Annotated in this window: 20 protein-coding genes and 1 pseudogene; 9 read left to right on the top strand and 12 right to left on the bottom strand. The window is 44.1% G+C overall.

Features of this window, described 5'->3' with window-relative positions; all coding sequences use genetic code 11:
• The first annotated feature begins 183 nt into the window (after positions 1-183).
• The gene (locus AB4185_RS01180) at positions 184-1,083 is read left to right on the top strand and encodes a DMT family transporter (RefSeq protein ID WP_372123460.1); all 900 of its coding nucleotides are present in this window, start codon (positions 184-186) and stop codon (positions 1,081-1,083) included.
• Here AB4185_RS01180 and AB4185_RS01175 read toward each other — a convergent pair.
• Positions 1,080-1,982, bottom strand: a complete 903-nt coding sequence (locus tag AB4185_RS01175) for a LysR family transcriptional regulator (protein WP_017059462.1) — start codon at positions 1,980-1,982, stop codon at positions 1,080-1,082. The two genes, AB4185_RS01180 and AB4185_RS01175, sit on opposite strands and share 4 nt — an antisense overlap.
• Before the next feature lie 188 nt (positions 1,983-2,170).
• Here AB4185_RS01175 and AB4185_RS01170 point away from each other — a divergent pair, with 188 nt between their 5' ends.
• Positions 2,171-4,243 (top strand): alkyl/aryl-sulfatase, encoded by a 2,073-nt coding sequence (locus AB4185_RS01170; protein ID WP_372134688.1) that lies wholly within the window; start codon positions 2,171-2,173, stop codon positions 4,241-4,243.
• 195 nt (positions 4,244-4,438) lie between these two features.
• Here the strand turns inward: AB4185_RS01170 and AB4185_RS01165 are convergent, their stop codons facing one another.
• Together AB4185_RS01165 and AB4185_RS01160 are read right to left on the bottom strand one after the other, a co-directional pair.
• Entirely contained in the window at positions 4,439-4,849 is a 411-nt protein-coding gene (locus tag AB4185_RS01165) for a LysR family transcriptional regulator (protein ID WP_017059460.1), read from the bottom strand.
• Between the two features lie 9 nt (positions 4,850-4,858).
• Positions 4,859-6,232 carry an MATE family efflux transporter gene (locus AB4185_RS01160; protein ID WP_372134686.1) on the bottom strand — a complete coding sequence of 458 codons (1,374 nt, stop codon included), beginning with the start codon at positions 6,230-6,232 and terminating at the stop codon, positions 4,859-4,861.
• A gap of 446 nt (positions 6,233-6,678) precedes the next feature.
• On the opposite strand from AB4185_RS01160, the pseudogene AB4185_RS01155 reads away from it, so the two are divergent.
• The 3 genes and pseudogenes from AB4185_RS01155 to AB4185_RS01145 form a co-directional block, all read left to right on the top strand.
• Positions 6,679-6,837 (top strand): annotated as a pseudogene (locus tag AB4185_RS01155) (enoyl-CoA hydratase/isomerase family protein); the annotation flags it as partial.
• 210 nt (positions 6,838-7,047) lie between these two features.
• Positions 7,048-7,869 carry an SDR family NAD(P)-dependent oxidoreductase gene (locus AB4185_RS01150; RefSeq protein ID WP_102428080.1) on the top strand — a complete coding sequence of 274 codons (822 nt, stop codon included), beginning with the start codon at positions 7,048-7,050 and terminating at the stop codon, positions 7,867-7,869.
• 217 nt (positions 7,870-8,086) lie between these two features.
• Positions 8,087-8,962 carry a radical SAM protein gene (locus AB4185_RS01145; RefSeq protein ID WP_102320417.1) on the top strand — a complete coding sequence of 292 codons (876 nt, stop codon included), beginning with the start codon at positions 8,087-8,089 and terminating at the stop codon, positions 8,960-8,962.
• 90 nt (positions 8,963-9,052) lie between these two features.
• On the opposite strand, the gene AB4185_RS01140 is transcribed toward AB4185_RS01145, so the two are convergent.
• From AB4185_RS01140 to ascF, 3 genes are all read right to left on the bottom strand, one after another.
• Positions 9,053-9,670, bottom strand: a complete 618-nt coding sequence (locus AB4185_RS01140; RefSeq protein WP_102398561.1) for a bifunctional 4-hydroxy-2-oxoglutarate aldolase/2-dehydro-3-deoxy-phosphogluconate aldolase — start codon at positions 9,668-9,670, stop codon at positions 9,053-9,055.
• A gap of 31 nt (positions 9,671-9,701) precedes the next feature.
• Complete coding sequence (locus AB4185_RS01135; RefSeq protein WP_017067568.1) at positions 9,702-11,132, bottom strand: 6-phospho-beta-glucosidase; 1,431 nt, start codon at positions 11,130-11,132, stop codon at positions 9,702-9,704.
• Positions 11,133-11,203: 71 nt separating this feature from the next.
• Complete coding sequence (gene ascF / locus AB4185_RS01130) at positions 11,204-12,682, bottom strand: PTS cellobiose/arbutin/salicin transporter subunit IIBC (protein WP_017064040.1); 1,479 nt, start codon at positions 12,680-12,682, stop codon at positions 11,204-11,206.
• A 242-nt stretch (positions 12,683-12,924) separates the two neighbouring features.
• On the opposite strand from ascF, the gene AB4185_RS01125 reads away from it, so the two are divergent.
• Positions 12,925-13,449 carry a gluconokinase gene (locus AB4185_RS01125; RefSeq protein ID WP_017059452.1) on the top strand — a complete coding sequence of 175 codons (525 nt, stop codon included), beginning with the start codon at positions 12,925-12,927 and terminating at the stop codon, positions 13,447-13,449.
• A complete protein-coding gene (gene edd, locus AB4185_RS01120; protein WP_372116333.1) occupies positions 13,446-15,242 on the top strand; it encodes a phosphogluconate dehydratase in 1,797 nt (598 codons plus the stop codon). The genes AB4185_RS01125 and edd overlap by 4 nt, the downstream gene beginning before the upstream one ends.
• Before the next feature lie 73 nt (positions 15,243-15,315).
• On the opposite strand, the gene AB4185_RS01115 is transcribed toward edd, so the two are convergent.
• The gene (locus tag AB4185_RS01115; RefSeq protein ID WP_017059450.1) at positions 15,316-16,323 is read right to left on the bottom strand and encodes a LacI family DNA-binding transcriptional regulator; all 1,008 of its coding nucleotides are present in this window, start codon (positions 16,321-16,323) and stop codon (positions 15,316-15,318) included.
• 144 nt (positions 16,324-16,467) lie between these two features.
• Positions 16,468-17,169: a biotin/lipoate A/B protein ligase family protein gene (locus AB4185_RS01110; protein WP_372134683.1), complete on the bottom strand. Its 702-nt coding sequence runs from the start codon at positions 17,167-17,169 to the stop codon at positions 16,468-16,470.
• Positions 17,170-17,354: 185 nt separating this feature from the next.
• Between AB4185_RS01110 and AB4185_RS01105 the strand changes: the two genes are divergently transcribed.
• Together AB4185_RS01105 and AB4185_RS01100 are read left to right on the top strand one after the other, a co-directional pair.
• Positions 17,355-17,639, top strand: coding sequence for a hypothetical protein (locus tag AB4185_RS01105; protein ID WP_017059448.1), 285 nt, complete (start codon positions 17,355-17,357; stop codon positions 17,637-17,639).
• Positions 17,636-17,914: a type II toxin-antitoxin system mRNA interferase toxin, RelE/StbE family gene (locus tag AB4185_RS01100; protein ID WP_017059447.1), complete on the top strand. Its 279-nt coding sequence runs from the start codon at positions 17,636-17,638 to the stop codon at positions 17,912-17,914. Before AB4185_RS01105 ends, AB4185_RS01100 begins: the two co-directional genes overlap by 4 nt.
• 153 nt (positions 17,915-18,067) lie before the next feature.
• On the opposite strand, the gene AB4185_RS01095 is transcribed toward AB4185_RS01100, so the two are convergent.
• The 4 genes from AB4185_RS01095 to AB4185_RS01080 all read right to left on the bottom strand — a co-directional run bounded on the left by AB4185_RS01095 (position 18,068) and on the right by AB4185_RS01080 (position 21,723).
• On the bottom strand, positions 18,068-18,355 hold the full coding sequence (locus AB4185_RS01095; protein ID WP_017064044.1) for a type II toxin-antitoxin system RelE/ParE family toxin: 288 nt from the start codon (positions 18,353-18,355) through the stop codon (positions 18,068-18,070).
• Positions 18,352-18,633, bottom strand: a complete 282-nt coding sequence (locus AB4185_RS01090; RefSeq protein ID WP_017046278.1) for a type II toxin-antitoxin system Phd/YefM family antitoxin — start codon at positions 18,631-18,633, stop codon at positions 18,352-18,354. The genes AB4185_RS01095 and AB4185_RS01090 overlap by 4 nt, the downstream gene beginning before the upstream one ends.
• 195 nt (positions 18,634-18,828) lie before the next feature.
• Entirely contained in the window at positions 18,829-20,454 is a 1,626-nt protein-coding gene (locus AB4185_RS01085; RefSeq protein ID WP_372134681.1) for a DUF4435 domain-containing protein, read from the bottom strand.
• A 132-nt stretch (positions 20,455-20,586) separates the two neighbouring features.
• On the bottom strand, positions 20,587-21,723 hold the full coding sequence (locus AB4185_RS01080) for a hypothetical protein (protein WP_102332346.1): 1,137 nt from the start codon (positions 21,721-21,723) through the stop codon (positions 20,587-20,589).
• Positions 21,724-21,795 lie beyond the last annotated feature (72 nt).

Raw genomic sequence — 21,795 nt, 5'->3', positions numbered from 1 at the left:
TTTGATGTCTAACGCTAGATTTCTCATCAAATAAGGAACAATAAACAGAACGAAATTCATCGAAATTGTTCCTGATTAACGGGCTCGATTTTATGTCCATAACTGCACAGTATTGGCATCTATGTTTGTGTAATAGTTATCTTTCCTCCATAGTCAGGTTTTACACAATCTGAGATTCAAACTGTGAGCTTTTTAAAACTGATACTACTTGCGGCTATATGGGGAGGCTCGTTTCTTTTCATGAGAATGGCCGCCAATCCATTAGGGCCCGCAGTCTTAATTGAAGCGCGAGTTCTGTTTGCAGCACTTACTCTGCTTTTAGTTTCTTTCTATTTAAAAAAGAAGCTCTCTTTTCATGATCACGCAAAACACTTCTTCATTCTCGGCCTGTTTAACACCACACTTCCTTTTTTGCTTTTCGCTTATGCCGCGCAGACACTTAACGCCTCGACACTCGCCATCTTGAACTCTACCGCGCCAATATGGGCGGCAATCATTGGTGCAATATGGACCAAAACAGCACTCGAGGCGAAAGTTCTATTGGGACTTGGGATTGGGGTAACAGGAGTTGGCGTGTTAGTCGGTTGGGATGCGATGAACATTGGCCGTGAGGCTATGCTTCCTATCTTTGCAGCAGTGATGGCGGCCTTTAGCTACGGAATAGCGTCAAACTATACCAAACAAGCCCCTAAAGTTGAGGCATTCAACAATGCTCATGGCAGCATGTGGACTGCGGTATTGCTGGTTTTGCCGTTTGTATTCTTTATTCCGATGAGAGAAACACCCGACGTTACGATCACTACATCAGTTGTCTTATTAGGCGCGGTATGTACTGGGTTAGCGTATCTACTTTACTTCAATCTCGTCTCTGAACTCGGCGCACCTTCAGCCCTGTCCGTGACCTTCATCATTCCGGTATTTGGTATTCTATGGGGTAACTTATTCTTAGATGAAGCAATTGGCATCAATACGATTGTTGGTTCAATTCTGGTTATCACCGGCACCATGTGGGTGACAGGAATGACGCCTTCTAAGATGATAGAGAGCGCCAAACAGAAACGAGCAGCAAGAGCGGCTCGTTAATCAGCCATATATTGCTGAATCTTGTTTCTCAGCCACTGATGAGCAGGGTTCAAATCGGTTCTTTTATGCCAAATCATGTATTGCTGCATAGGTAAGATTTCAAACGGCTGATCAAGGACTTGAAGCTGGAAGGATTCGGAAAATTGATTGGCAAAATCACGCGATGTACTGCCGACACAATCTGAGCCCGATACCAGCACACACATGGTCATCAGCGAGTCACACTCGGCACTCACTTTTCTCTGTTTCAGTGGCGACTTGGTAAAATAATCTGCCGTGTATAAACGGGTTCGACGCATTCTAAAAGTAACATGCTTTTCGTTGTAATATTGCTCTTGCGTCACAGAGCCATTGATTCTCGGATGCCCCTTTCGAGCTATCAGCACCAACTCATCTTCAATCATCGGCTGCTTCATGTAGCCGTTAACTTGCGGGTAATGGATATCAATCGCTAAATCAGCTTGTTGCATGCTCAAGCCTTGCAATAATTCTTCTTCGTTGTTCGGCACCATATTGAATTCAATCGAGATATTGCCCAACGTCTCATCTTGCTCGACGAGAGGTTGAAGCTTGGTTAATCCAATCTCATTCACCAGGATACGAAACACATGATGCTGCTGATTATCAAATGTCTTTAAAGTGCTTACTGCGCTGCTTATCCCTTCTAGAGCAGGCTCTACTCGGTCTGCCAATTGCACCGCAGCGTTAGTCGGAATAATCCCACGCCCTTCACGAATAAACAGGTCGGTATCAAGCTGAGATTGCAATCGCTTCAATGCCCCACTAACCCCAGGCTGAGTCATACCAAGCGATTCTGATGCAAGCGTGATCGACTTTAATCGATACACTTCTAAGAACACGCTCAATAGATTTAAATCCAACTTTTCCACGTCGCTCACCGTTACTCTCCCTGTCAATGTGGTCTTAATCAATCATAGGTCAGGATTCGTCTTCGTCGCCCAACCATTGCATGATTCAATACATAGCCAATCGTGATGTATTAAATAAAGCTTACTTTATTTTTTGCTATATGTCTTATTCCTATAATCGCCTCAACGAAACAAAATTCTGAAATGAAGAGGCTCTTATGACAACTTCTCGCACGTTCAAAAATGCATCACTGTTCCTGGCTATCTCGCTCGCATTCCCGGCAATTGCAGCTAACCATGACCACGCACACTTCAGCGAAATTGGCGACCAAGGTGGCAAAAGCGCAACCGAGATGACGACTAAGGCAAACCAAGAGTTCGCAAAAACACTTAACTTTGCCGACACTCGCGCTTTCGACAATAACAACAAGGGCCTTATTGCTAGCTTCGACCAAGAGACGGGCGACATCATTCGCAATAGCTTTAACTTTATCGACCCAAGTGTGACGAATGCAGACCAAGCACCAGATTCAGTAAACCCTTCACTGTGGCGCCAAGCGGTATTGAACCAAGCAGCAGAAGGCTTATATGAAGTTGTTCCGGGTAAAGTTTACCAAGTTCGAGGCGCGGATTTAGCGTCTATCTCTTTCATTCGTAGTGACAACGGTTGGATCGCTTATGACGTACTTCTTACCAAAGAAGCGGCCGCTAAATCTCTAAAATTCTTCAAAAACAATGTGCCTGATGGCGGCGAACTGCCAGTCGTAGCAATGATTTACTCTCACTCGCACGCTGATCACTTTGGTGGCGCAAGAGCAATCAAAGACGCATACCCAGATGTAAAAGTGTACGGTTCGAAAAACATTACTAAAGAGATCGTCGACGAAAACGTATTGGCGGGTAATGCAATGTCTCGTCGTACCGCTTATCAATATGGCGCAACGCTGAACCGACATGAACACGGTATTGTGGATGCAGCACTGTCGAAAGGCCTATCAACCGGTAGCATTACTTACGTCCTGCCAGACTACGAGCTGAACCATAACGAAGAAATTGAAACTCTGGTTATCGACGGCCTAGAAATGCAATTCATGGATGCTTCAGGTACCGAAGCGGCCTCTGAAATGGTGACGTATATTCCCAGCATGAAAGCACTTTGGACTGGCGAACTGACCTACCAAGGCATGCACAACCTGTACACGCTGCGTGGCGCTAAAGTACGTGACGGCTTGAAATGGTCTAAGAAGATCAACGAGATGTTAGTCACTTGGGGCGAAGAAACAGAGGTGTTGTTTGCGTCTCACTCATCGCCAATTTGGGGTGAACAAGAGATCTCTGATTACCTAAAAATGCAGCGTGACGCTTACGGTTTTACTCATAACCAAACGCTTCGCTTAGCCAATAACGGTGTGGTTCTACAAGACATCGGGGACGAGATTTACAAGGTAATGCCAGACAGTATTCAACAGTCTTGGCACACCAACGGTTACCACGGTACTTACTCTCACAACGCTCGCGCTGTGTACAACATGTACCTTGGTTACTTCGACATGAACCCAGCTAACCTAAACCCATTACCAATCAAGCCAGAGTCAGTGAAGTTTGTTGAGTACATGGGCGGCAGCGACGCTGTGATTGAAAAAGCGCAGCAAGATTTCCAAGAAGGTGAATACCGCTTCGTTGCAACTGCACTGAATAAGGTGATTCAAGCTGAACCAGAGAACAAAGTTGCACGCGGCTTATTGGCTGATACTTACGAGCAGTTGGGTTATCAATCAGAAGGTGCAGGTTGGAGAAACATCTATCTAACCGGCGCTCAAGAGCTTCGCATTGGAACACAACCGGGCGCACCAAAGACTGCATCTCCGGATGTGTTAGCGAACATGACCATTGAGAACTTGTTGGATTACTTAGCAGTTAAAGTGGATTCGCTAAAAGCACAAGAAACACCATTTACGTTGAATATTCAGCTACCAGACGTGCAAGAGTTCTACTACGTTGAAATGTCTAACGGTAACCTGAACAATATTCAAGTGAGCGAGCTACAAGACGCCGATACAACACTGATCATCAATAAGTCTGACGTGTCTGACATCGTGCTTAAGAAAACAAGCCTTGGAAAACTGTTAGAAGACGGACAAGCAGGCGTGAAAGGTGATAAGACATCACTTAACAAACTGCTGTCTTCACTGACAGAAGCTGACACCTCTTTTGAGATTGTACCGCGTCCAAACAAAGGCGAAGAAGTTGATGCAGAGCTATACCAAGATTCAGCGGTACACGCTCATTAAACGCCAGATACACTAAATAAAAACAACAGCAGTTAGCTAGAAAAACGTTCTATAAAGAACATAAAAACAAGCCCCTACCTTTTGGTCGGGGCTTTCTTATTTGTTATCAATGAGTGCTTCTTGAACGCTACTGCGTTTGCTCTATTACTGAGACTGAGAGCTTAATAAAACTGATAATTTGTTGAAGCTGATAGATTACTGAGTTTGCCCGTTTACGTCGCAATCCCAATAAGAAGGTGAACCATAATATTGAACAAAGTAATCGATAAATACGCGCACCTTTGGTGCAAGTAACTGAGCACTCGGGTATACCGCCCAGATAGCCGCCTCATCCTTTAAAGGGTAATCCGGCAACACCTCAACCAGCGAACCTTCCGCGAGCTGCTTGTATGCTATCCAACTCGCGCACATGGCAATGCCCAAGCCATCGACACATACATCCCTTACCGCTTCACCGTGATCGACGCGGATAGCACCTAGGCTCTCTTCGAGTTTTCCGATATGAATACTGGCTACCGGAGGTGACAACCCAAGCTCTTGTCCTGCTTGACCTATATTGTGCGTAGACGCGAGTCGCACAAACAATTTTAGATGTTCAATGTTCATCAATAATGGCTAGCCTGCGCTGAGTACACGCTGCTTATTGGCCGCAGCGGCACGGGGAATAATGTGAGTTTTAATATAGGCATTAAGCTTAAACCATGCAAAAGCGCCCGCTAAAACATTGGCGACTGTCGCAGCAATAACCGCATTGACCATGTCTCCGGTTATCGAGCCGATCCATAAAGCGGGAATGTAGAAAACAAACAAGCGTAGGAAAGAGACATTCAAAGCTTTACGCGGCACACCCAAGGCATTAAAGACCGACGCAACCAACATGCAAAGCCCAAGCGGCCCATAGCTGAACGGTATCAATAACAAGGTCACTTCAAACCAGCTGCGTATGCTTTGTTCTTCCGAGATAACAGGAATAATCCAGCCACTAAACAGCGCCAACAATGTTGCCATCACGGTGTGGAAAACCAATAAGAACTTCGCTGTTGTATTCAATAGCTCTGGGATTTTGCATCGCTGCTGCGCCCCTAGGTAACGACCAATCATAGGCGGGATAGACATCGTCAGAGCAAGAGAAAACACCAGCATAAAACTTTCAACACGGGCGAGTAAGCTCCAAAAAGCCATCTCATCGGTTCCGATTCTCGCAATCAATAGCATTGAGAAGAACGCGCTGACCGCAGGTAATATCTGATTCGCAGTGGTTGGCATTACCGTCTTGAATAACTCAAAACTGTAGCCTTTGATTCGGTTACTGCACGCGCCATTGAAGCCAAACCAACCTTTGCCGCGAGACTTGATTAGCATGTAGATTGCGCCGAAAGCGTAGCCAATGCTCGATGCGATCGCCGCCCCTGCGATGCCCATATCCAATCCAAAGATCAGAATAGGGTCGAGAATTAGGTTAATCACGCTAGCAGCCAAGAACATGCTTCCGGTTGTTTTGGTATCGCCATTGGCACGATAAACGCAGGTGGCCAGATAAAGCACCGCCACCATCAATGCACTGAACAACCACAGTGGCCAGTACACATTAAAAATAGACAGCATGGATTGGTATTGAGCGTCAGAGACATCATTCACAAACGACGCAAAAACAGAATCGCTAAAAACAATCAGCCCTATGCAGATCAAAGCAATCACCAACACTCCAAATCCAACCGACAGCGTCGCAATTGAAGTAGATTTACGTTGTTCTTTTGCCCCTACCGCTTGAGAAATAATGGACGTTGCCGCCACACCGATGCCCACTTGAACCCCGGTAAACGCTGCTTGAAATGGCAAGGTGATACCGTGAACCGCCAATTCATTCACCCCTAGCTGACCAATAAAGATCGAATCGACCAATTGAACCATCATGATCGCAAACACACCCAGCGTCAGTGGCAGCGTTTTCTCAATAATGGTTTTCAAAGTCGCGGATCTCATCTGCATAAGTCGGTTCACTCTTGTCTGTACCTTGGGGCTAATTACCTAGTTGAGCAGTATACGAAGCTAAATGAAAAGGATAAGAGCGCCAGACAAGGAATGAGTTTTTAGATTTCGTTGACAATCGAATTAGCAAGATACCTTCAACGTTAAAATATCCATCTAAGACACTGAATAAATTGAAATTATCAAACGCGCCAACACTCTTAATAATTCGTTAATAGTGTTTCGTTTAATGGTTAATTGTTGGTTCGAACATTCCTCGCTAGCCTGAATTTAGGTCGCATTCACACTGAATAGGCTGAAATGAAATCTCTCAGAAGGAATATGGAAATGGTATATCAAGGTTATACAACGTTTAAAGCTCAAGCCGAGGATGGGATTCTTACCGTCACTTTTGACTTCGGTACTGTGAATGTTCAAGGGCAAGAGACTTTGATGCTGACGAAGCCGAAGCACTCAAAGCGGAAGCTTATTGGTTGTATCAAGCTACGAGCAAAACCCCTGCGGTTAAGCGCTTCCAAATTGCCGATGAGCAAGGCCTAGAGCACGATATGGAAAACCAACGTAACTGGGAAACTCTGGTTATGAACGTTCAAGACATCAAGTAACTCGGTCACTTCTCTTAATTTGGGTCAGTCACAAACTGACCCATTGTCTTACTTAATCGTTAAACGCCAACGGTTAACCACCAAGTGTTAAAATGGTCATTATTTGCCCCATAGACTCACATTTGAGTCTTCAGCTTGTGAGCCAAATGCAACTATGTGTCATTAATCTTTGTTATAACGTTGTTCAAACTATTTTTTGAAGGACGGAATATGCAAAAAATAATTCTGATCACAGGTGCCACGGATGGCATTGGTTTAGAGACCGCAAAAGCACTAACGCAGCAAGGGCACCATGTTCTAATTCATGGCCGCAACCCAGCTAAGGTCAATAAAGTCGTGACCGCTCTGTCTCGCCTGTCTAAGAATGCAATCATCGAAAGCTACATCGCAGACCTATCGACGCTCTCCGAAGTTGAGGCGCTCGCAACCCAAATCAAAAGCGATCACAAACGACTCGATATACTCATTAACAACGCAGGTGTGTATAAAGTGTCGGACATCACCACTCCAGACAATCTTGATGTGCGTTTTGTCGTAAACACCATTGCGCCGTATCTCCTGACACAAAAGCTGCTTCCTCTTTTTGATGCGACAGGTCGTATCGTCAACCTATCTTCAGCAGCCCAAGCACCCGTAGATTTAGATGCATTAATCAGTCCGAATGCAGGTGAACTGGATGGTCCGGTTTACGCACAAAGTAAGCTCGCGCTAACGATGTGGTCCATCGAATTAGCCAATACTCTTTTAGACAAAGGCACTGCAATTATCCCTGTAAACCCAGCCTCTTTCCTTGGCAGTAAATTAGTAAAAGATGCTTATGGCGTTGATGGCAACGACCTTGCGATTGGAGCCGATATTCTTTGTCGTGCTGCGCTCAGTGATGAGTTTGCCAACGCTTCTGGTCAATATTTTGATAATGATTCTGGGTTGTTCAAAGACCCGCACGCCGACGCATTAGACAACACCAAGAACCACAAGCTGGTGACCGTGCTTGATCAATTGCTCGAAGAAAAGCTGTGCGTTACGCACTGATCATTCATTAGTAAAAAACGACCACTAACACTCCCCCCCACCACCACACACACAATCCAAGCCGCAGTTCTATCCATACAGACAAAGAACTGCGCGCTCTTTCGATTATTAAGATTTCTTTAATACTGATTCCCCGCTTTGCCCAATTATCACCCAAGATGCAGATTGCTAAACTTGCCCCCGTCGAAACAACACAGGCTACGGCCGAGGAGCATTTATGCGTTTTGAAGGTAAAGTTTATCGTCCTTGGATGGAAGCAGAGAGCGTACTCATCCAGACAACATTGGGGTGCAGTAATAACCAGTGTACCTTCTGCACGATGTTTGATGATAAGCGTTTCAAAGTAAGAGACATCAAAGACATCTTTGAAGATATTGATGCGGCGAGAAAAATCTACCCGCATGTTGAATCTATCTTTTTGGTCGATGGTAACGTGATGGCTATTAGAACCGAGATGCTGATTTCGATTCTGGATTACATCAAGATCACCTTCCCAGAGAGCAAGAACATTTCTCTGTATTCGGGGTTCAATGACTTCCGTCGTAAGAGCTTGTCTGAATTAAAAGAGATTAAGTCGGCAGGTTTAAGCATGGCCTATTCTGGCTTGGAGTCCGGTGACCCAATTGTGCTTGAACGCATTCAAAAGCGCATGACGCGTGAGCATGCGATTGAAGGAATGAACCTAGCCCGTGAAGCAGACATCAAGGTACTGGCTTCTTTCATCTTTGGCCTTGGCGGCAAAGAGCGTTCTATAGAGCATGCGATTAATACCACCAGCTTGTTGAACATCATGCAGCCAGATGCGATTGCACCGATGGCTTTAGCCGTTCAACCGGGATCGGTATTGGAAAAAGAAGTAAACCGTGGCGAGTTTGTTTTACCAACGCCATTGCAGATTCTGGAAGAAGAAAAATACTTGCTCGAAAACCTAGAAGATTTCGATTGCTACTACTGGGGTGACCACGGCAATAACATCTCACCAATGCGTGGCATGTTGCCTCAGGCTCGTAAGCCGTTTCTTGATAAGATTAATCAAGACATCGCGCATAACCCAATCACTAAGCAAAACGTCATTAAAACCTTTGCTTGGTAACGAGTAACCTCTACATCGTTTGAAGCAGCCACAAAAAGGGCCAGTGTCAGCTGGCCCTTTCATTTTCTAGCTATGTATCTCTCTATCGAACTATCTGGAGCCGACCGCTCGGACTAATTCTGCGATTCCATCCCAATCACCCTTGTCCATTTTGTCTGTCGGTACCATCCAAGTTCCACCGCAGGCAACGACTGATTTCAGTGCTAAGTAAGACTCAACGTTCGCTGGGCTTACACCGCCTGTAGGCATAAAGTTAACCGGGTAAACAGCCGTCAACGCTTTCAACATTGCGACACCGCCAGATGGCTCTGCTGGGAAGAACTTTAGTGTCTTAAGCCCCATTTCCATTGCTTGTTCAACCAAGCTTGGGTTATTCACTCCAGGAACAATCGTAACCCCTCTTTGCTGACAGTATTTGACTGTGGTTGGATTCAAACCTGGGCTAACAATGAAATCAACACCCGCATCAATGGCAGTATCCACCTGATCTGTAGTCAGCACAGTACCTGCGCCAATCAGTAACTCAGGGTAGGCTTCACGCATCAAACGAATCGACTCTGCTGCCGCTTCTGTACGAAATGTCACTTCAGCACAAGGCAAACCATTTTCAACCAGCACTTTCGCCAGTGGTACAGCCTGAGCAACGTCATTAATGGCGATCACCGGAACGATGCGAATATCTCTGAGTCGCTGTTCAATTGTTTTCATTGTTCATTTCTCTCATTATCAAACAGACAAATTAAGCCAAGTCGCTGCCGTTGCTTGCGATCACTTTTTTGTACCAGTGGAATGACTTTTTAGGAATACGATTTAACGTACCATTGCCTAGGTTGTCTCTGTCCACGTAGATAAACCCATAGCGCTTGCTCATCTCTCCGGTCGACGCCGCAACAAGATCGATACAACCCCAAGGTGTGTAACCCATCAATGGTACACCGTCTTCCATTGCTTCATGCATCGCAACAATGTGCTGACGAAGGTAATCAATGCGGTAATCATCGTTCACTTCTCCATTGTCATCCAAGGTATCACGAGCACCTAAGCCATTTTCTACCAAGAAAAGTGGTTTCTGGTAACGGTCATAGAGTGTGTTCATCGTAATTCGAAGACCTGTAGGGTCAATGACCCAGCCCCAATCACTTGCTGGAAGATGAGGGTTTTTGATGGACTTAACGACGTTCGCTGCACTCGTATTTCCTGCATTCATATCAGCGGAAGCACAGCGTGAAGCGTAATAACTGAAAGAAATGAAATCGACGGTGTTCTTTAGAATCTCGAAATCTTCATCTTGTGTTTCAAGCACCACACCTTTGTTATCAAACACTTTTTGAGCATAAGATGGGTAGTAACCACGCGATTGAACATCGATAAAGAACAGGTTCTCGCGGTCTTTTTCCATAGCCATCAGCACATCTTCTGGCTTACATGAATATGGATAGAAGTTACCGCCCGCCAGCATACAACCCACTTGGTTTTGCTCATCAACTTCATGGGCAATCTTGGTTACCAAAGCGCTTGCTACTAGCTCATGGTGAGCTGCTTGGTACTTCACTTGATCGTGATTTTCGCCTTCCTGAAACAACAATCCAGCACCAGAAAACGGGCTCGCTAGTAAAATATTGATTTCGTTGAAAGTTAACCAGTATTTCACCAAGCCTTTGTAGTTTTCGAAACAGGTTCTCGCGTAACGGCTAAAGAACTCAATCATCTTACGATTACGCCACGAACCATACTCGTTGACCAAGTGCATAGGCACATCGAAATGGCACAAGGTAACGAGCGGCTCAATACCGTATTTCTTACACTCTTCAAAAACATCACGGTAAAAATCTAAGCCAGCTTGGTTCGGCTCTAGCTCGTCACCTTTTGGAAAGATTCGGCTCCAAGCGATGGATACGCGGAAGACTTTAAATCCCATCTCTGCCAGCAAGGCGATGTCTTCTTTGTAACGGTGATAAAAGTCTATCGCGTTATGGCTTGGGTAGAACTCGTCTTCGCTGAGCGTCACCTTATCAACCTGACCAAGCTTAATTGGCATGCGGTTCTCACCATAAGGGATCATATCTACGGTTGTTAGGCCTTTACCACCCGCTAAGTGAGCGCCTTCAGACTGGTTTGCAGCAATAGCGCCGCCCCATAAGAAATCTTCGGGAAATTGAATGTTTGACATCGAATACCTCGGAAACAATAAAAGTCACCTTACGCTGAAGTAAGGTGACTGAATAAATTAATCAATTCTAATTAAGACGCGGACACTACTGTCGGCTTGTCTTCTGCCTTACCAGCTTCTTTGTTTGCTGACTCTGAAGTTGCTTTCTCATCGGCATCATCTTCTGGAACATCTTCAAAGCCTAAAACTAGGGTTAGAACAAATGACAGAACAATAGACAATGCGATCAGACCGAACACCCAAACGATACTCATTGGGTCATTCACATCGAAGAACTGAACACTCGTAAACAAGCTTGGTGCTGCCATCGAGTGACTCGCAAGGCCACCCATGCCCGCTAATGCACCTACGATAAAACCAGTAATCATTGTTGCGATAAGTGGACGTTTCAGACGAACAAGCACGCCGTACAATGCAGGCTCAGAGATACCGGCGAAGATAGCTGAAGCACCTGCGGCTAATGATGTCTGCTTTAGTGCGCTGTTTTTGGTTTTGTAAGCAACAGCCAGACACGCACCACCCATACCGAGGTTGGCACCGATTTCTGAAGGCATAACCATACCTTCACGACCCGTCTCAGCAATGGTTTGAATAATCGTTGGAGTAAATACACGGTGCATACCAGTAAGAACAAGTAGAGGCCACAGTGCGCCCATGATAGCAACCGACAACCAACCTAATGTGTCATGAATTGTGTAAACAAGCGCTGAAAGTGCAGTACCAACCCAAATACCAAATGGACCGATAAGTACGATAGCAACCGGAGCTGCAATCAATACGATAAGCATAGGTTTCAGGAAGTTTTTAGTCACAGCAGGGGTAATGCTATCTACCCAACGTTCTATGTAAGAAAGAGCCCAAGTCATCACAAGTACAGGAATAACCGTGTAGGTGTATTTCACTGACGTGATTGGGATACCGAAGAAATCAACGTGCTTGCCTTCTGCTGCTTGCGCCATCAATTCCATAAAGTTCGGGTGGATTAAGACACCGGCAATCGCAATGGAAAGAGACATATTGGTCTTGAATTTGATCGATGCGGAAGCGGCAACCATAACCGGTAGGAAGAAGAAGGCGCCATCGCCAATCGCTTTCAAGATAATCAAGGTAGGTGCATTTGGCTCAACCCAGCCCAGCATCTCAAGTACCATGGCGAGCAGTTTGACCATTGAAGCGCCAATGATTGCTGGGATAAGAGGCGACATGGTACCAACCAGTGCGTCCAACATTTTCGCACCAATTGACTTAGCCGTTAGCTTCTCTTTTTTAGCAGGAACCTCTGACTCAGATACAGTGGATAGCTCACAAAGCGCCATCACTTCTTTGTATGCATACGATACCTCGTTACCAATGATAACTTGTACTTTGTCTCCATTATCAACAACACCCATCACACCTTTCAGTGCTTTTAGCTTGTTAATATCGACGCCATCTTGGCTGTGTAAAACGAATCGTAGTCGAGTCATACAGTGTGTTAGGGCAGCCACATTTGTCTTGCCCCCAAGATGCTCAACAACAGATTTCGCAATTGCGCGGTAATCGTTGGCCATTTTATCCCCCAAAGATCTCTTTCCAGTGATTTTTAAACGCGAATATAGTGAGATGTGACTAATTTTCCGTCAGTAGGATGCAAAAACAATCACAATTGTTGTGAATTGTTGTTTTGTGTCCTTCATCACACTTCCTTAAGTTACCGGTAACATGTTACCGGTAACGCTTATAAGATAAAGCCATATTTACAAGCGATGTTCAAAATTGAGATCACGCGCAAATTTGTTAAGAGGATTGAGTTATGGCTGGTAGTAGTGTCATCGTCATGGGTGTCAGTGCTTGTGGGAAAAGCACGATAGGCGAGCAGTTGGCAAAAAAACTTGGGCGTAAGTTCATTGATGGTGACGACCTTCATCCTCGAGCAAACATTCAAAAAATGGCGTCAGGCCAACCTCTTAATGATGATGATCGCATTCCATGGCTGGAACGCGTTCGTGATGCAGCGTACAGCCTAGAAAGTAAAAATGAGCACGGCATTATTGTGTGTTCTGCGTTGAAGAAGAAGTACCGCGACCAAATTCGCGAAGGGAACAAAAACCTCACCTTTCTCTTTTTAGATGGCAACATTGACCTGATCTTGCATCGAATGCGTCAGCGCCAAGGCCACTTCATGAAAGAGAACATGATTAAAAGCCAGTTCGAAACATTAGAAAGACCCGATCACGAGCCAGATACGGTTGTCATCAGCATTGATGGCGATATTGATGACGTTGTGGACTGTGCTGCGATTGTGCTTTCAATGACTGATGAGGCAGAAACAGCATGACCCTTCCAACCATCCAAGCGGTGACTCAACGATTAATTGAACGAAGCAAAGAGACTCATGAAGCGTTTCTAAACCGAACCCAACACCAAGCCTCTGCTGGCAAAGGTGGTAAAGGGCTTTCTTGCGGCAACTTGGCTCATGCTGTCGCAGCTTCTTGCTCCGATGAGAAACGCTCGATTCTTGATCTCACTAAATCCAATGTGGCGTTAATCAGCTCTTACAACGATATGTTAAGCGCTCACCAGCCGTATCAACACTATCCAGATCAGATCAAAAAGGCGTTAGCTAAGTTCGGCCACACCTCTCAAGTAGCGGGCTGTGTTCCCGCGATGTGCGATGGGGTAACTCAAGGCCAACCAGGCATGGATATGTCTTTGTTTTCAAGGGACTTGATTGCTCAATCGACCGCTCTTTCACTGAGTCACAACGTGTTTGATTCAACCCTATTACTTGGTATTTGCGACAAGATAGCTCCAGGACAACTGATGGGCGCGCTCTCTTTTGCACATCTACCCACCGCTTTTGTTCCGGCGGGCTTGATGGCAACGGGCATCAGCAATGATGAGAAAGTACATATTCGCCAAGAATACGCGGCTGGTAAGGTAGGAAAAAGTGCCTTACTGGATATGGAGTGCAACGCTTATCACTCAGCGGGCACCTGCACTTTTTACGGCACAGCCAATACCAATCAGCTGGTATTTGAAGCGATGGGGCTGATGCTTCCGGGCTCAGCGTTTATTCACCCTGACTCTGAATTGCGCGCATCACTCACTCAGCATGCCGCCATTGAAATTGCTTCAATGACACCACAAGCCGCAAACTTCCGCCCACTTTCTGAAGTCTTTACCGCTAAAAGCTTAATCAATGGCATTGTTGCCCTACTCGCATCAGGTGGCAGTACCAACCACAGCATTCACATGGTCGCGGTAGCACGCGCAGCAGGATTTATTCTGACTTGGCAAGACATCAGCGATCTATCCTATGTGGTGCCTTTACTTGCTCGAGTTTATCCCAACGGTCCAGCAGATATGAATGCGTTCCAAGCGGCAGGAGGAGTTCCCGCGCTGTTACGCCGTTTAGATCAAGCCAACTTACTGCACCGAGATGTCACACCTACCTTTGGCTCGTTTGAAGATCAAATGAGTATTCCAGAACTTGAAAATGGAAAGCTAACGTGGAAAAAGTGCAAACAGTCGGCAGATGCAGAGGTAATTGCAGGCCAAGAACAGGTATTCCAAAGCACAGGCGGAACGCGAGTCCTTTCAGGGAACCTTGGCAACGCAGTGATTAAAGTGTCAGCGGTTGCAGAAGAGCAACGTGTAATAGAAGCACCTGCGGTAGTTTTTGATTGCCAACATAAGGTAGAAGCTGCGTATCAACGAGGTGAACTCAACAAAGATTGCATTGTTGTGGTAATAAACAATGGCCCAGCTGCGAACGGTATGCCTGAACTGCACAAGCTTATGCCGATTCTAGGTAATGTTCAGAAACAAGGGTTTAAAGTGGCTCTGGTTACTGATGGGCGCCTTTCTGGAGCCTCAGGAAAGATCCCATCCGCGATTCATGTCTCACCAGAGGCCATTCGAGGAGGAACTATTGGGCTTGTTCGCGAAGGCGATATCCTGCGCTTAGATTGCGCGAGTGGCGAACTCAATAACCTCAACGACATGCAGTCTCGCCAAGCGAAGGTGTTTGAGGTAGACGCTAACCAGCAAACCATGGGGCGCAACCTATTTAGCGTGATGCGCCAAAGCGTTTCGAGTGCAGAACAAGGGGCGAGTTTTATCGTCTAACTGTGTCATCGCTTAAATGTAAAAGCAAAAGGGGCATCATTTCGATGCCCCTTTCCGTTTCCACCATACTTGGTTAAACGCTTTCGCCATCCGTGATGCGATAGCCCATATCCACTACCGTTTCCGTGACTGGCTCACCTTTCAATCGGGCAAGCAGTAGCTCGGCACTTTTCTTACCTATTTCATAACGTGGCGTATCCACGCTAGTCAGTTTTGGGCGTATGGTTTGACCGATATCTAACGCGTTATAGCCCACCACAGATAGCTGTTGCGGCACTTGGATTCCACGTTGCTGGGCAATGAGCAAGGTACCTATCGCGATGTCATCATTGGTGCAGAACACGCCATCTAGATCTGGGTAATCCGCAAGAGCGCGATCAAGCAGATCTTCAGCCAAAGAGAAGTTAGAGTGCTGTTCAGTCAACACGTGTTTAGGCTCTAATCCAGCCTCATACATCGCTTTGTCATAGCCTTGCAAACGCAACTTGGTTCGCGCATCCAATCGAGCGCCAAAGTAAGCAATAGAGCGTTTACCAGCTTCAATCATTCGCTTCACGACATGGTAAGAAGCATCAATATGGTCCAAGCCAACAACCATATCGATCGGATTGGTTGGGAGTTCCATCGTTTCAACAACAGAAACACCTGAATTCTTGATCATCTGTAACGTGCGGGGGGTGTGGTGGCTTTCCGTCAATATCAACCCATCAACTTGATACGAAAGCAGCGAAGCAATCTTTTCCTCTTCTTCCACAGCATCATAGCTAAAGTGAGCAAGCAACGTCTCGTAGCCATTCTCTTTAGTAACCGTTTCGATACCTTGAACAAACGCGGCAAAGATTTGGTTTGATAACGAAGGGAGCAAGATACCGATCGCTTTACTCGACGATTTAGAGAGCATAGCTGGCGCTTTGTTTTCGATGTATCCCATCTCTTCAATAACCGCTGCAATTTTAACACGAGTTTTGGCTGCGACTGAATCGGGATTGCGCATGTAACGAGAGACGGTCATCTTTGTGACCCCCACTTTGTCTGCAACATCTTGAAGTGTGGTTCGAGTTTTCTTCTGCTGTTCTGTCATAACTATTTGAACTCTTTATTATGTTACAAGTAACATTATAAAGTTCTCACCGCCTTAAGTTCAACCCATTCGTTCTCATCGACACATAGTATTGAAATCGTTCTACCATCGGCAAATTAGTTTGGCGTTAACGAAAGGTTGGTATCACGCATGCTTGATGAAAGCTTGGCTTAACTGCCGAAAGAGTGAGTCTACGTTGGGTAGAGTTGTCAGATGTGCGGACAACGGAGTATGAACTTGCGCGTCCACCACGGTTGGATTTCCACAAACTTGATTATAAAAATTTACGGGTGCAACGATGTTCTCTAGGTCGACATCCAACAAGATACAAGCTTGCGAAAGTACGATTTGGCCGCCCCCTTGTTTAAGCAAAACACGCTGCGCCGTGCCCACTATTTTTTGTTTATTGATATTGAGGTTGTAGTCACCATCACAATAAGAACCGGGAGTCGCGTGTACATCCACATCGATGCCCAGTTCTTTAAAAAACAGGGTTAAGACATTGCACAGATGTAGATACGCTTTTTGGATGTTGTAGGCTTCATCACGAGGCCAATGGTAAATATGCGATAAGTTAATGATCCCCGGCAGTTGGGGAACGGGAGCACCACCCGTTTTACGTGAGGTGAGTTGCCAGCCTTGTGCCGCGAGTTGCTTTCTAGACTCGACCGTCACTGGCCACTTCTTACCTGCGGGCAAAACGAGTGTCGGCGTTTTTGCTTGCCACAGCATTAAGGCTTGTCCAATCTCACCCGCCTGAATTTGCTGCAATAATTCAGCTTCTTTTTCAAACGCACGATCAACATCAATGTGCGGGTAACGTACGAGTTTATTGGTTAACTTCAATGCACTTTCCTCTACAGATTGTGGTGACCTATCATTTAACGTTCTGCAATGGTTGATGAGATATGGGACTATGTGCGATGAAACATAGCACCAAAAGTTAGTTATTGGCGCCATAGTAGCTTGTCAGTTGCCCATCTCAAAGGTGAGTGCTAACATTTGTACACACACCAATAAAGGAATACATCATGGACACTAGAATTCAATTTCGTGTTGATGAAGAAACAAAACGCCTAGCTCAACAGATGGCTGAGAGCCAAGGTCGCACACTGAGTGGTGCTTGCCGTGAGCTTACTGAGCAACTCGCTGAGCAACAAAGACAAACATTATCTCACGATGCATGGCTAACTGAACAAGTAAACCTAGCATTTGAGAAGTTTGACTCAGGAGAATCCGTTTTCGTTGAACACCAAACTGCTAAATCTCGAATGGAAGAACGCAAAGCCAGAATACGTAATCGAGGTAAGCAATGATTTTATGGGAAGAAGAATCACTCAATGATCGTGAAAGGATCTTTGAGTTTATCTATGACTTCAACCCTGATGCGGCAGAAAACGCTGACAACCTCATTGAAACAAAAGTAGAAAACTTGCTTGAGCAGCCTCTAATGGGTGTACAGAGAGACGGCATTCGTGGGCGATTACTTATAATTCCTGAGATTTCAATGATCGTCTCCTATTGGATCGAAGGCGACATTATCCGAATTATGCGCGTACTCCACCAGAAACAAAAGTTCCCAATGGATTGATTACTTCCTCTGGGCAACTAACTAGCCCAATTAAGGGGTGAACAACGCCTCCACCCAACCTAAAGCATTGTGCCATAAACACTAAATTTGAAGTAGAAGCAAAAATGCCAAGCGTTGGGAATCCCTCTTAAATTGATTGTTATAACACAATTGCTACACGTCACTTTCCGTTAGTATCTGACGACAATTTCGTACTGTGAGGACGCGAATTTCATGGCTAAGGCTATATATGATGCGATAGTGACCAAACAAAATTTCACGGTAATTGGTATGAGGCAGCTCAGGAACCATTCGCCCCATGTCAGGCATACTTGAGAGTAAATCAGTTTTATCAAAAACCTCATTAACCCAGTTTTCTGCCGCCACTGGATTATCCAGTGAAATAAACTCGGCTGCATCACCTAACTTTTGTAATGCTAGTGGTGACCAGACTACTTTCATTTATTAAGACGCCCCAGCACTTGAGCACGAGCGTCTTCATTGGAAACACCTAAACCTGAAGCTAATTGTGCTTCAGCAGTACGCATTTCTTCCAGTAACTCGATCTTCTCTTGCATTGCTTCATATTCTGCAACATCAAGGACAACCGCAACACCCTTACCACGTTGTGTGATAACTAGTGGTCTGCGAGTTTCGTTAATCTGTTTAATAAATGACGTCACGCCAGCACGAAATTCAGACAAAGGCTGAATATCTTGATCAAAATGGATGCGGCTCATGTTGAACTCCCTATGGTACAATTTAATGTACAAATAATAGTTCAAATAGCAATTTTGAGCAATAGCCTGATTTTGTGTTACGCCGCAATAACACGTTTACTACGACATTGACCAAACTGAATTTTACAGCCTTAACCACTGAAACTAAAGACAAACCCAGAATGGCGAATGTAGTAAATCGTGTTGATTACTTTGTTATGCCATGTATTTTGAAAACCCCCCAAAGTAAGGTTTCAGTGCTCTTTTCACATCTGCCACTAAACCACTTTTTGCCATTCTAATGACAAACTCTGGCAATTCATCATTCTTTAAGCCTACTTTTTGGGCTATTTGCTTAGGTAGTGACTTTCTATTATAAATTTTCAAGAGTAATTTATAATCTGATGTCGATATTATCTGTTCAAATAACGATTCATTTTGCTTATAAATAAACGGAACATCTATTGATGAAGTTAAACCAACCAGAGCTGTTTCTAAGCCATCAATACCCTTTGCTTTATCATCAAACAAGTTCAAACGAAACTTTATTTCACTTACTGTTCTTAACGAAATCTGATTTTCTAGCTCAGATTTCAAGCGTGATATGATAAATGTACGAATCTCTGAAAAGTCATCCTCTTTATTTCGTACTAAACGCTCACTTATTATTGCCAATATTTCTTCTGTACAAAATAAATTTTCCACTTCTGCAACTTTTAGAGTATAAACACCGTACTCTTCTAAAGAAGCAATTTCATCGTCAACCCTTCTGTCACGGTCGATGATGCCATAAGCTGATAAATGGTGGAGTTGCTGACTGTTTCTTAAAGCCTTAGTCGACTCTATAACTTGAGAGCACGAACCTCTTGGTATGACTAAATAGTCATCTAATAACATTCGATATAATGTCGTATCATGACTACCCGTTTCTCCTTCAACAAATACAATAGGTTTTCTACTTCCAAGAATCTCGATCAATAATTCTTCAGGTAAATTATCTATTTCTTGTACTATATCCCAGTCCCAGGTATTTCCATCATATGATTTTAGCCAAACTTTTTTAGCATCTTTAAAAGATGCAGCAAAATCAACATCATGTGTTAGATATACAAACAAACAATCAGGCCTTTGCCGCTCAATTTCAGCCCACAATGGCGCTTGTACCGATTTATGTAAATGTAATTCTGGCTCATCAATAACAATAATGCCATCAGTAGGGGCCGATAAACATTGCCCAATCAAATAAAAAATGACTCGTTCTCCATCACTCATTTCCGATGAGTTATAAACTGATGCTGCATCATTCTTCACTTTAGTCTGAATTCTTAAACCACCTAGGACTAGTTCTCTATGAGGTAAAATTTTCTCCCATACTTCTTTAACTCTATCCAATTTAGTAGTCGGAGGTGCTACTCGTTCATTCGATGACCTTGACTCAGCAAGATACTTAGCGCTTTCCTCAGTATGATCTGAGAACAAGTAGACCATTAGTTTTTGAAAGTCATTTAGCATTGTATTTGCAGGTTTTCTTTGCCAACGGTTAGAATGTTTATAAGACGAAGGACTAGATTGATTAATCGCATCTGGATAACCAAATAAAAGGTCGGAAACAGCTTCATCAATAGAACGCGGAGTTGTACTATCTGGCATAGCTAATGATTTTTGAGCTGATATACGATGTACTTTTTCTTTTTGTGGGGAATTAAATTCAACCCATGTTCCTAATCGAGTTTTCCCTGAACCATTGGCACCAATAAATAGTAGACTATTCAACGTTTCTATTTCAGATAAACCATTCACATTATTAGGCAAACTTAATGTGAATTTATTGTTTTTTCCCATTTCAAACTTCACCTTTGTAGTTGAAAATTTTAGTGTGGCATAACGCCTTGCTAAGGTGTGAGTAACGCAATATAAGAGTTACCGCACAGCGCCTTAACCACAAAAGCCACCGCACAGTAAAAATGCCACGCGTTACGAATCGCTCTTAAGCAATTTGTTAGGGCTTAATTCCGTATTACTTACAAGCAGTTTGCCATCGATTAAAAATACATCTATTTCATCTTGTTCCATTAGATGAGCTAAAATATTAAAGCCATCTAGTTTCGCTTCTAACAAACCAGATACTTTGTTTTCTATTCGATCAACAAAGCCAATATGCTCCACTAATTGATCATTTAGTTCTTTGCGATCATAACCAGACAAACTCAAATCTTCTTCAATTTTTCTTTTTTGATCTTCCGTAAATCTATGAAATGCATTAAGGCGATATTCCATGATTTTTTCTAGTTCAGTCTGAACCCGACTTATGAAGTCTTTATGCCTTTGAATATTGCTATCTGAATAATTACCACTTAGAACTATTTCGCAAATTCTCCCAGCTACCAAACGTTCAAAAACTGAAAATACAGGGTGAGCTAAAACTTTACTCTCGAAGAACTGATCCGGATAAAACCGCTGACCATTATGCATTGTGTAATAATAGCGGAATCCCGTAGAATACTCTCGTGGCTCTGACTCAATAAGGTCATTAAATCCCTGTCTTTGAGAAATATACATCTCATAACAATCGTCATTATTTTTTACTATGCGAGATAAGTATACATCTCGCATTGACCTGTCTAGTGCTATGTCAGGAATACTTTTAAAACTATCTACTATAGTTTCTGAAATCCTTTCAAACCGTGCCTGCTCCTCAATAATCTGGTGATTTCTAATATCAACACATAAGTGAGAAATATAAGACAAATTATTTTGAATAGAGCCATAAAGGCTAATACCTAACAAAGTCGGCATTAGATCTGATTGGTTATCTAGTTCTACCTTTTCTAGCCCTGCAACATCACTGATTTTCCCTTTCTCAATACATGTAGATGTAAGCAACCCTTTCAACTCCCCACTATTAATTGTCATTAATTCTCTGGAAGAGTTTTTCTTAAAGACAACTTTATAAAAGCATTCCCCCTCTTCAACTACAGACGAACGCCCTAGCTTTTGACTAAAAGCAGATACGAATGATGAATCTGACACCAAAGTAGGATTGGGTATTAACTCCTTGAGCTGGGGGTTATTTTCAAAAATAACTTGAATACTTTTTGGTAAATCTGACATGTATATTCCTTTTATTATCCGGAGAGCCCTAACGAATGACATGGATTCCCCATACCGAGGATCTGCCACACT

Origin of the sequence: Vibrio sp. 10N.286.48.F5 (assembly GCF_041469785.1) — a bacterium.
In the GTDB taxonomy this organism is placed as follows: Bacteria; Pseudomonadota; Gammaproteobacteria; order Enterobacterales; family Vibrionaceae; genus Vibrio; species Vibrio crassostreae_C.
The sequence above is the reverse complement of the archived record's forward strand: the minus strand, read 5'-3'. Positions and strand labels throughout refer to the sequence as shown.

Coding starts and splice junctions, on each gene's coding strand:
- AB4185_RS01090 (WP_017046278.1), bottom strand. CDS start 18,633: ATGAGCCGCATCCATTTTGATCAAGATATTCAGCCTTTGTCTGAATTT.
- AB4185_RS01115 (WP_017059450.1), bottom strand. CDS start 16,323: ATGACAGAACAGCAGAAGAAAACTCGAACCACACTTCAAGATGTTGCA.
- ascF (WP_017064040.1), bottom strand. CDS start 12,682: ATGGCCAACGATTACCGCGCAATTGCGAAATCTGTTGTTGAGCATCTT.
- AB4185_RS01125 (WP_017059452.1), top strand. CDS start 12,925: ATGGCTGGTAGTAGTGTCATCGTCATGGGTGTCAGTGCTTGTGGGAAA.
- edd (WP_372116333.1), top strand. CDS start 13,446: ATGACCCTTCCAACCATCCAAGCGGTGACTCAACGATTAATTGAACGA.
- AB4185_RS01100 (WP_017059447.1), top strand. CDS start 17,636: ATGATTTTATGGGAAGAAGAATCACTCAATGATCGTGAAAGGATCTTT.
- AB4185_RS01105 (WP_017059448.1), top strand. CDS start 17,355: ATGGACACTAGAATTCAATTTCGTGTTGATGAAGAAACAAAACGCCTA.
- AB4185_RS01140 (WP_102398561.1), bottom strand. CDS start 9,670: ATGAAAACAATTGAACAGCGACTCAGAGATATTCGCATCGTTCCGGTG.
- AB4185_RS01170 (WP_372134688.1), top strand. CDS start 2,171: ATGACAACTTCTCGCACGTTCAAAAATGCATCACTGTTCCTGGCTATC.
- AB4185_RS01095 (WP_017064044.1), bottom strand. CDS start 18,355: ATGAAAGTAGTCTGGTCACCACTAGCATTACAAAAGTTAGGTGATGCA.
- AB4185_RS01085 (WP_372134681.1), bottom strand. CDS start 20,454: ATGGGAAAAAACAATAAATTCACATTAAGTTTGCCTAATAATGTGAAT.
- AB4185_RS01135 (WP_017067568.1), bottom strand. CDS start 11,132: ATGTCAAACATTCAATTTCCCGAAGATTTCTTATGGGGCGGCGCTATT.
- AB4185_RS01080 (WP_102332346.1), bottom strand. CDS start 21,723: ATGTCAGATTTACCAAAAAGTATTCAAGTTATTTTTGAAAATAACCCC.
- AB4185_RS01150 (WP_102428080.1), top strand. CDS start 7,048: ATGCAAAAAATAATTCTGATCACAGGTGCCACGGATGGCATTGGTTTA.
- AB4185_RS01145 (WP_102320417.1), top strand. CDS start 8,087: ATGCGTTTTGAAGGTAAAGTTTATCGTCCTTGGATGGAAGCAGAGAGC.
- AB4185_RS01165 (WP_017059460.1), bottom strand. CDS start 4,849: ATGAACATTGAACATCTAAAATTGTTTGTGCGACTCGCGTCTACGCAC.
- AB4185_RS01160 (WP_372134686.1), bottom strand. CDS start 6,232: ATGCAGATGAGATCCGCGACTTTGAAAACCATTATTGAGAAAACGCTG.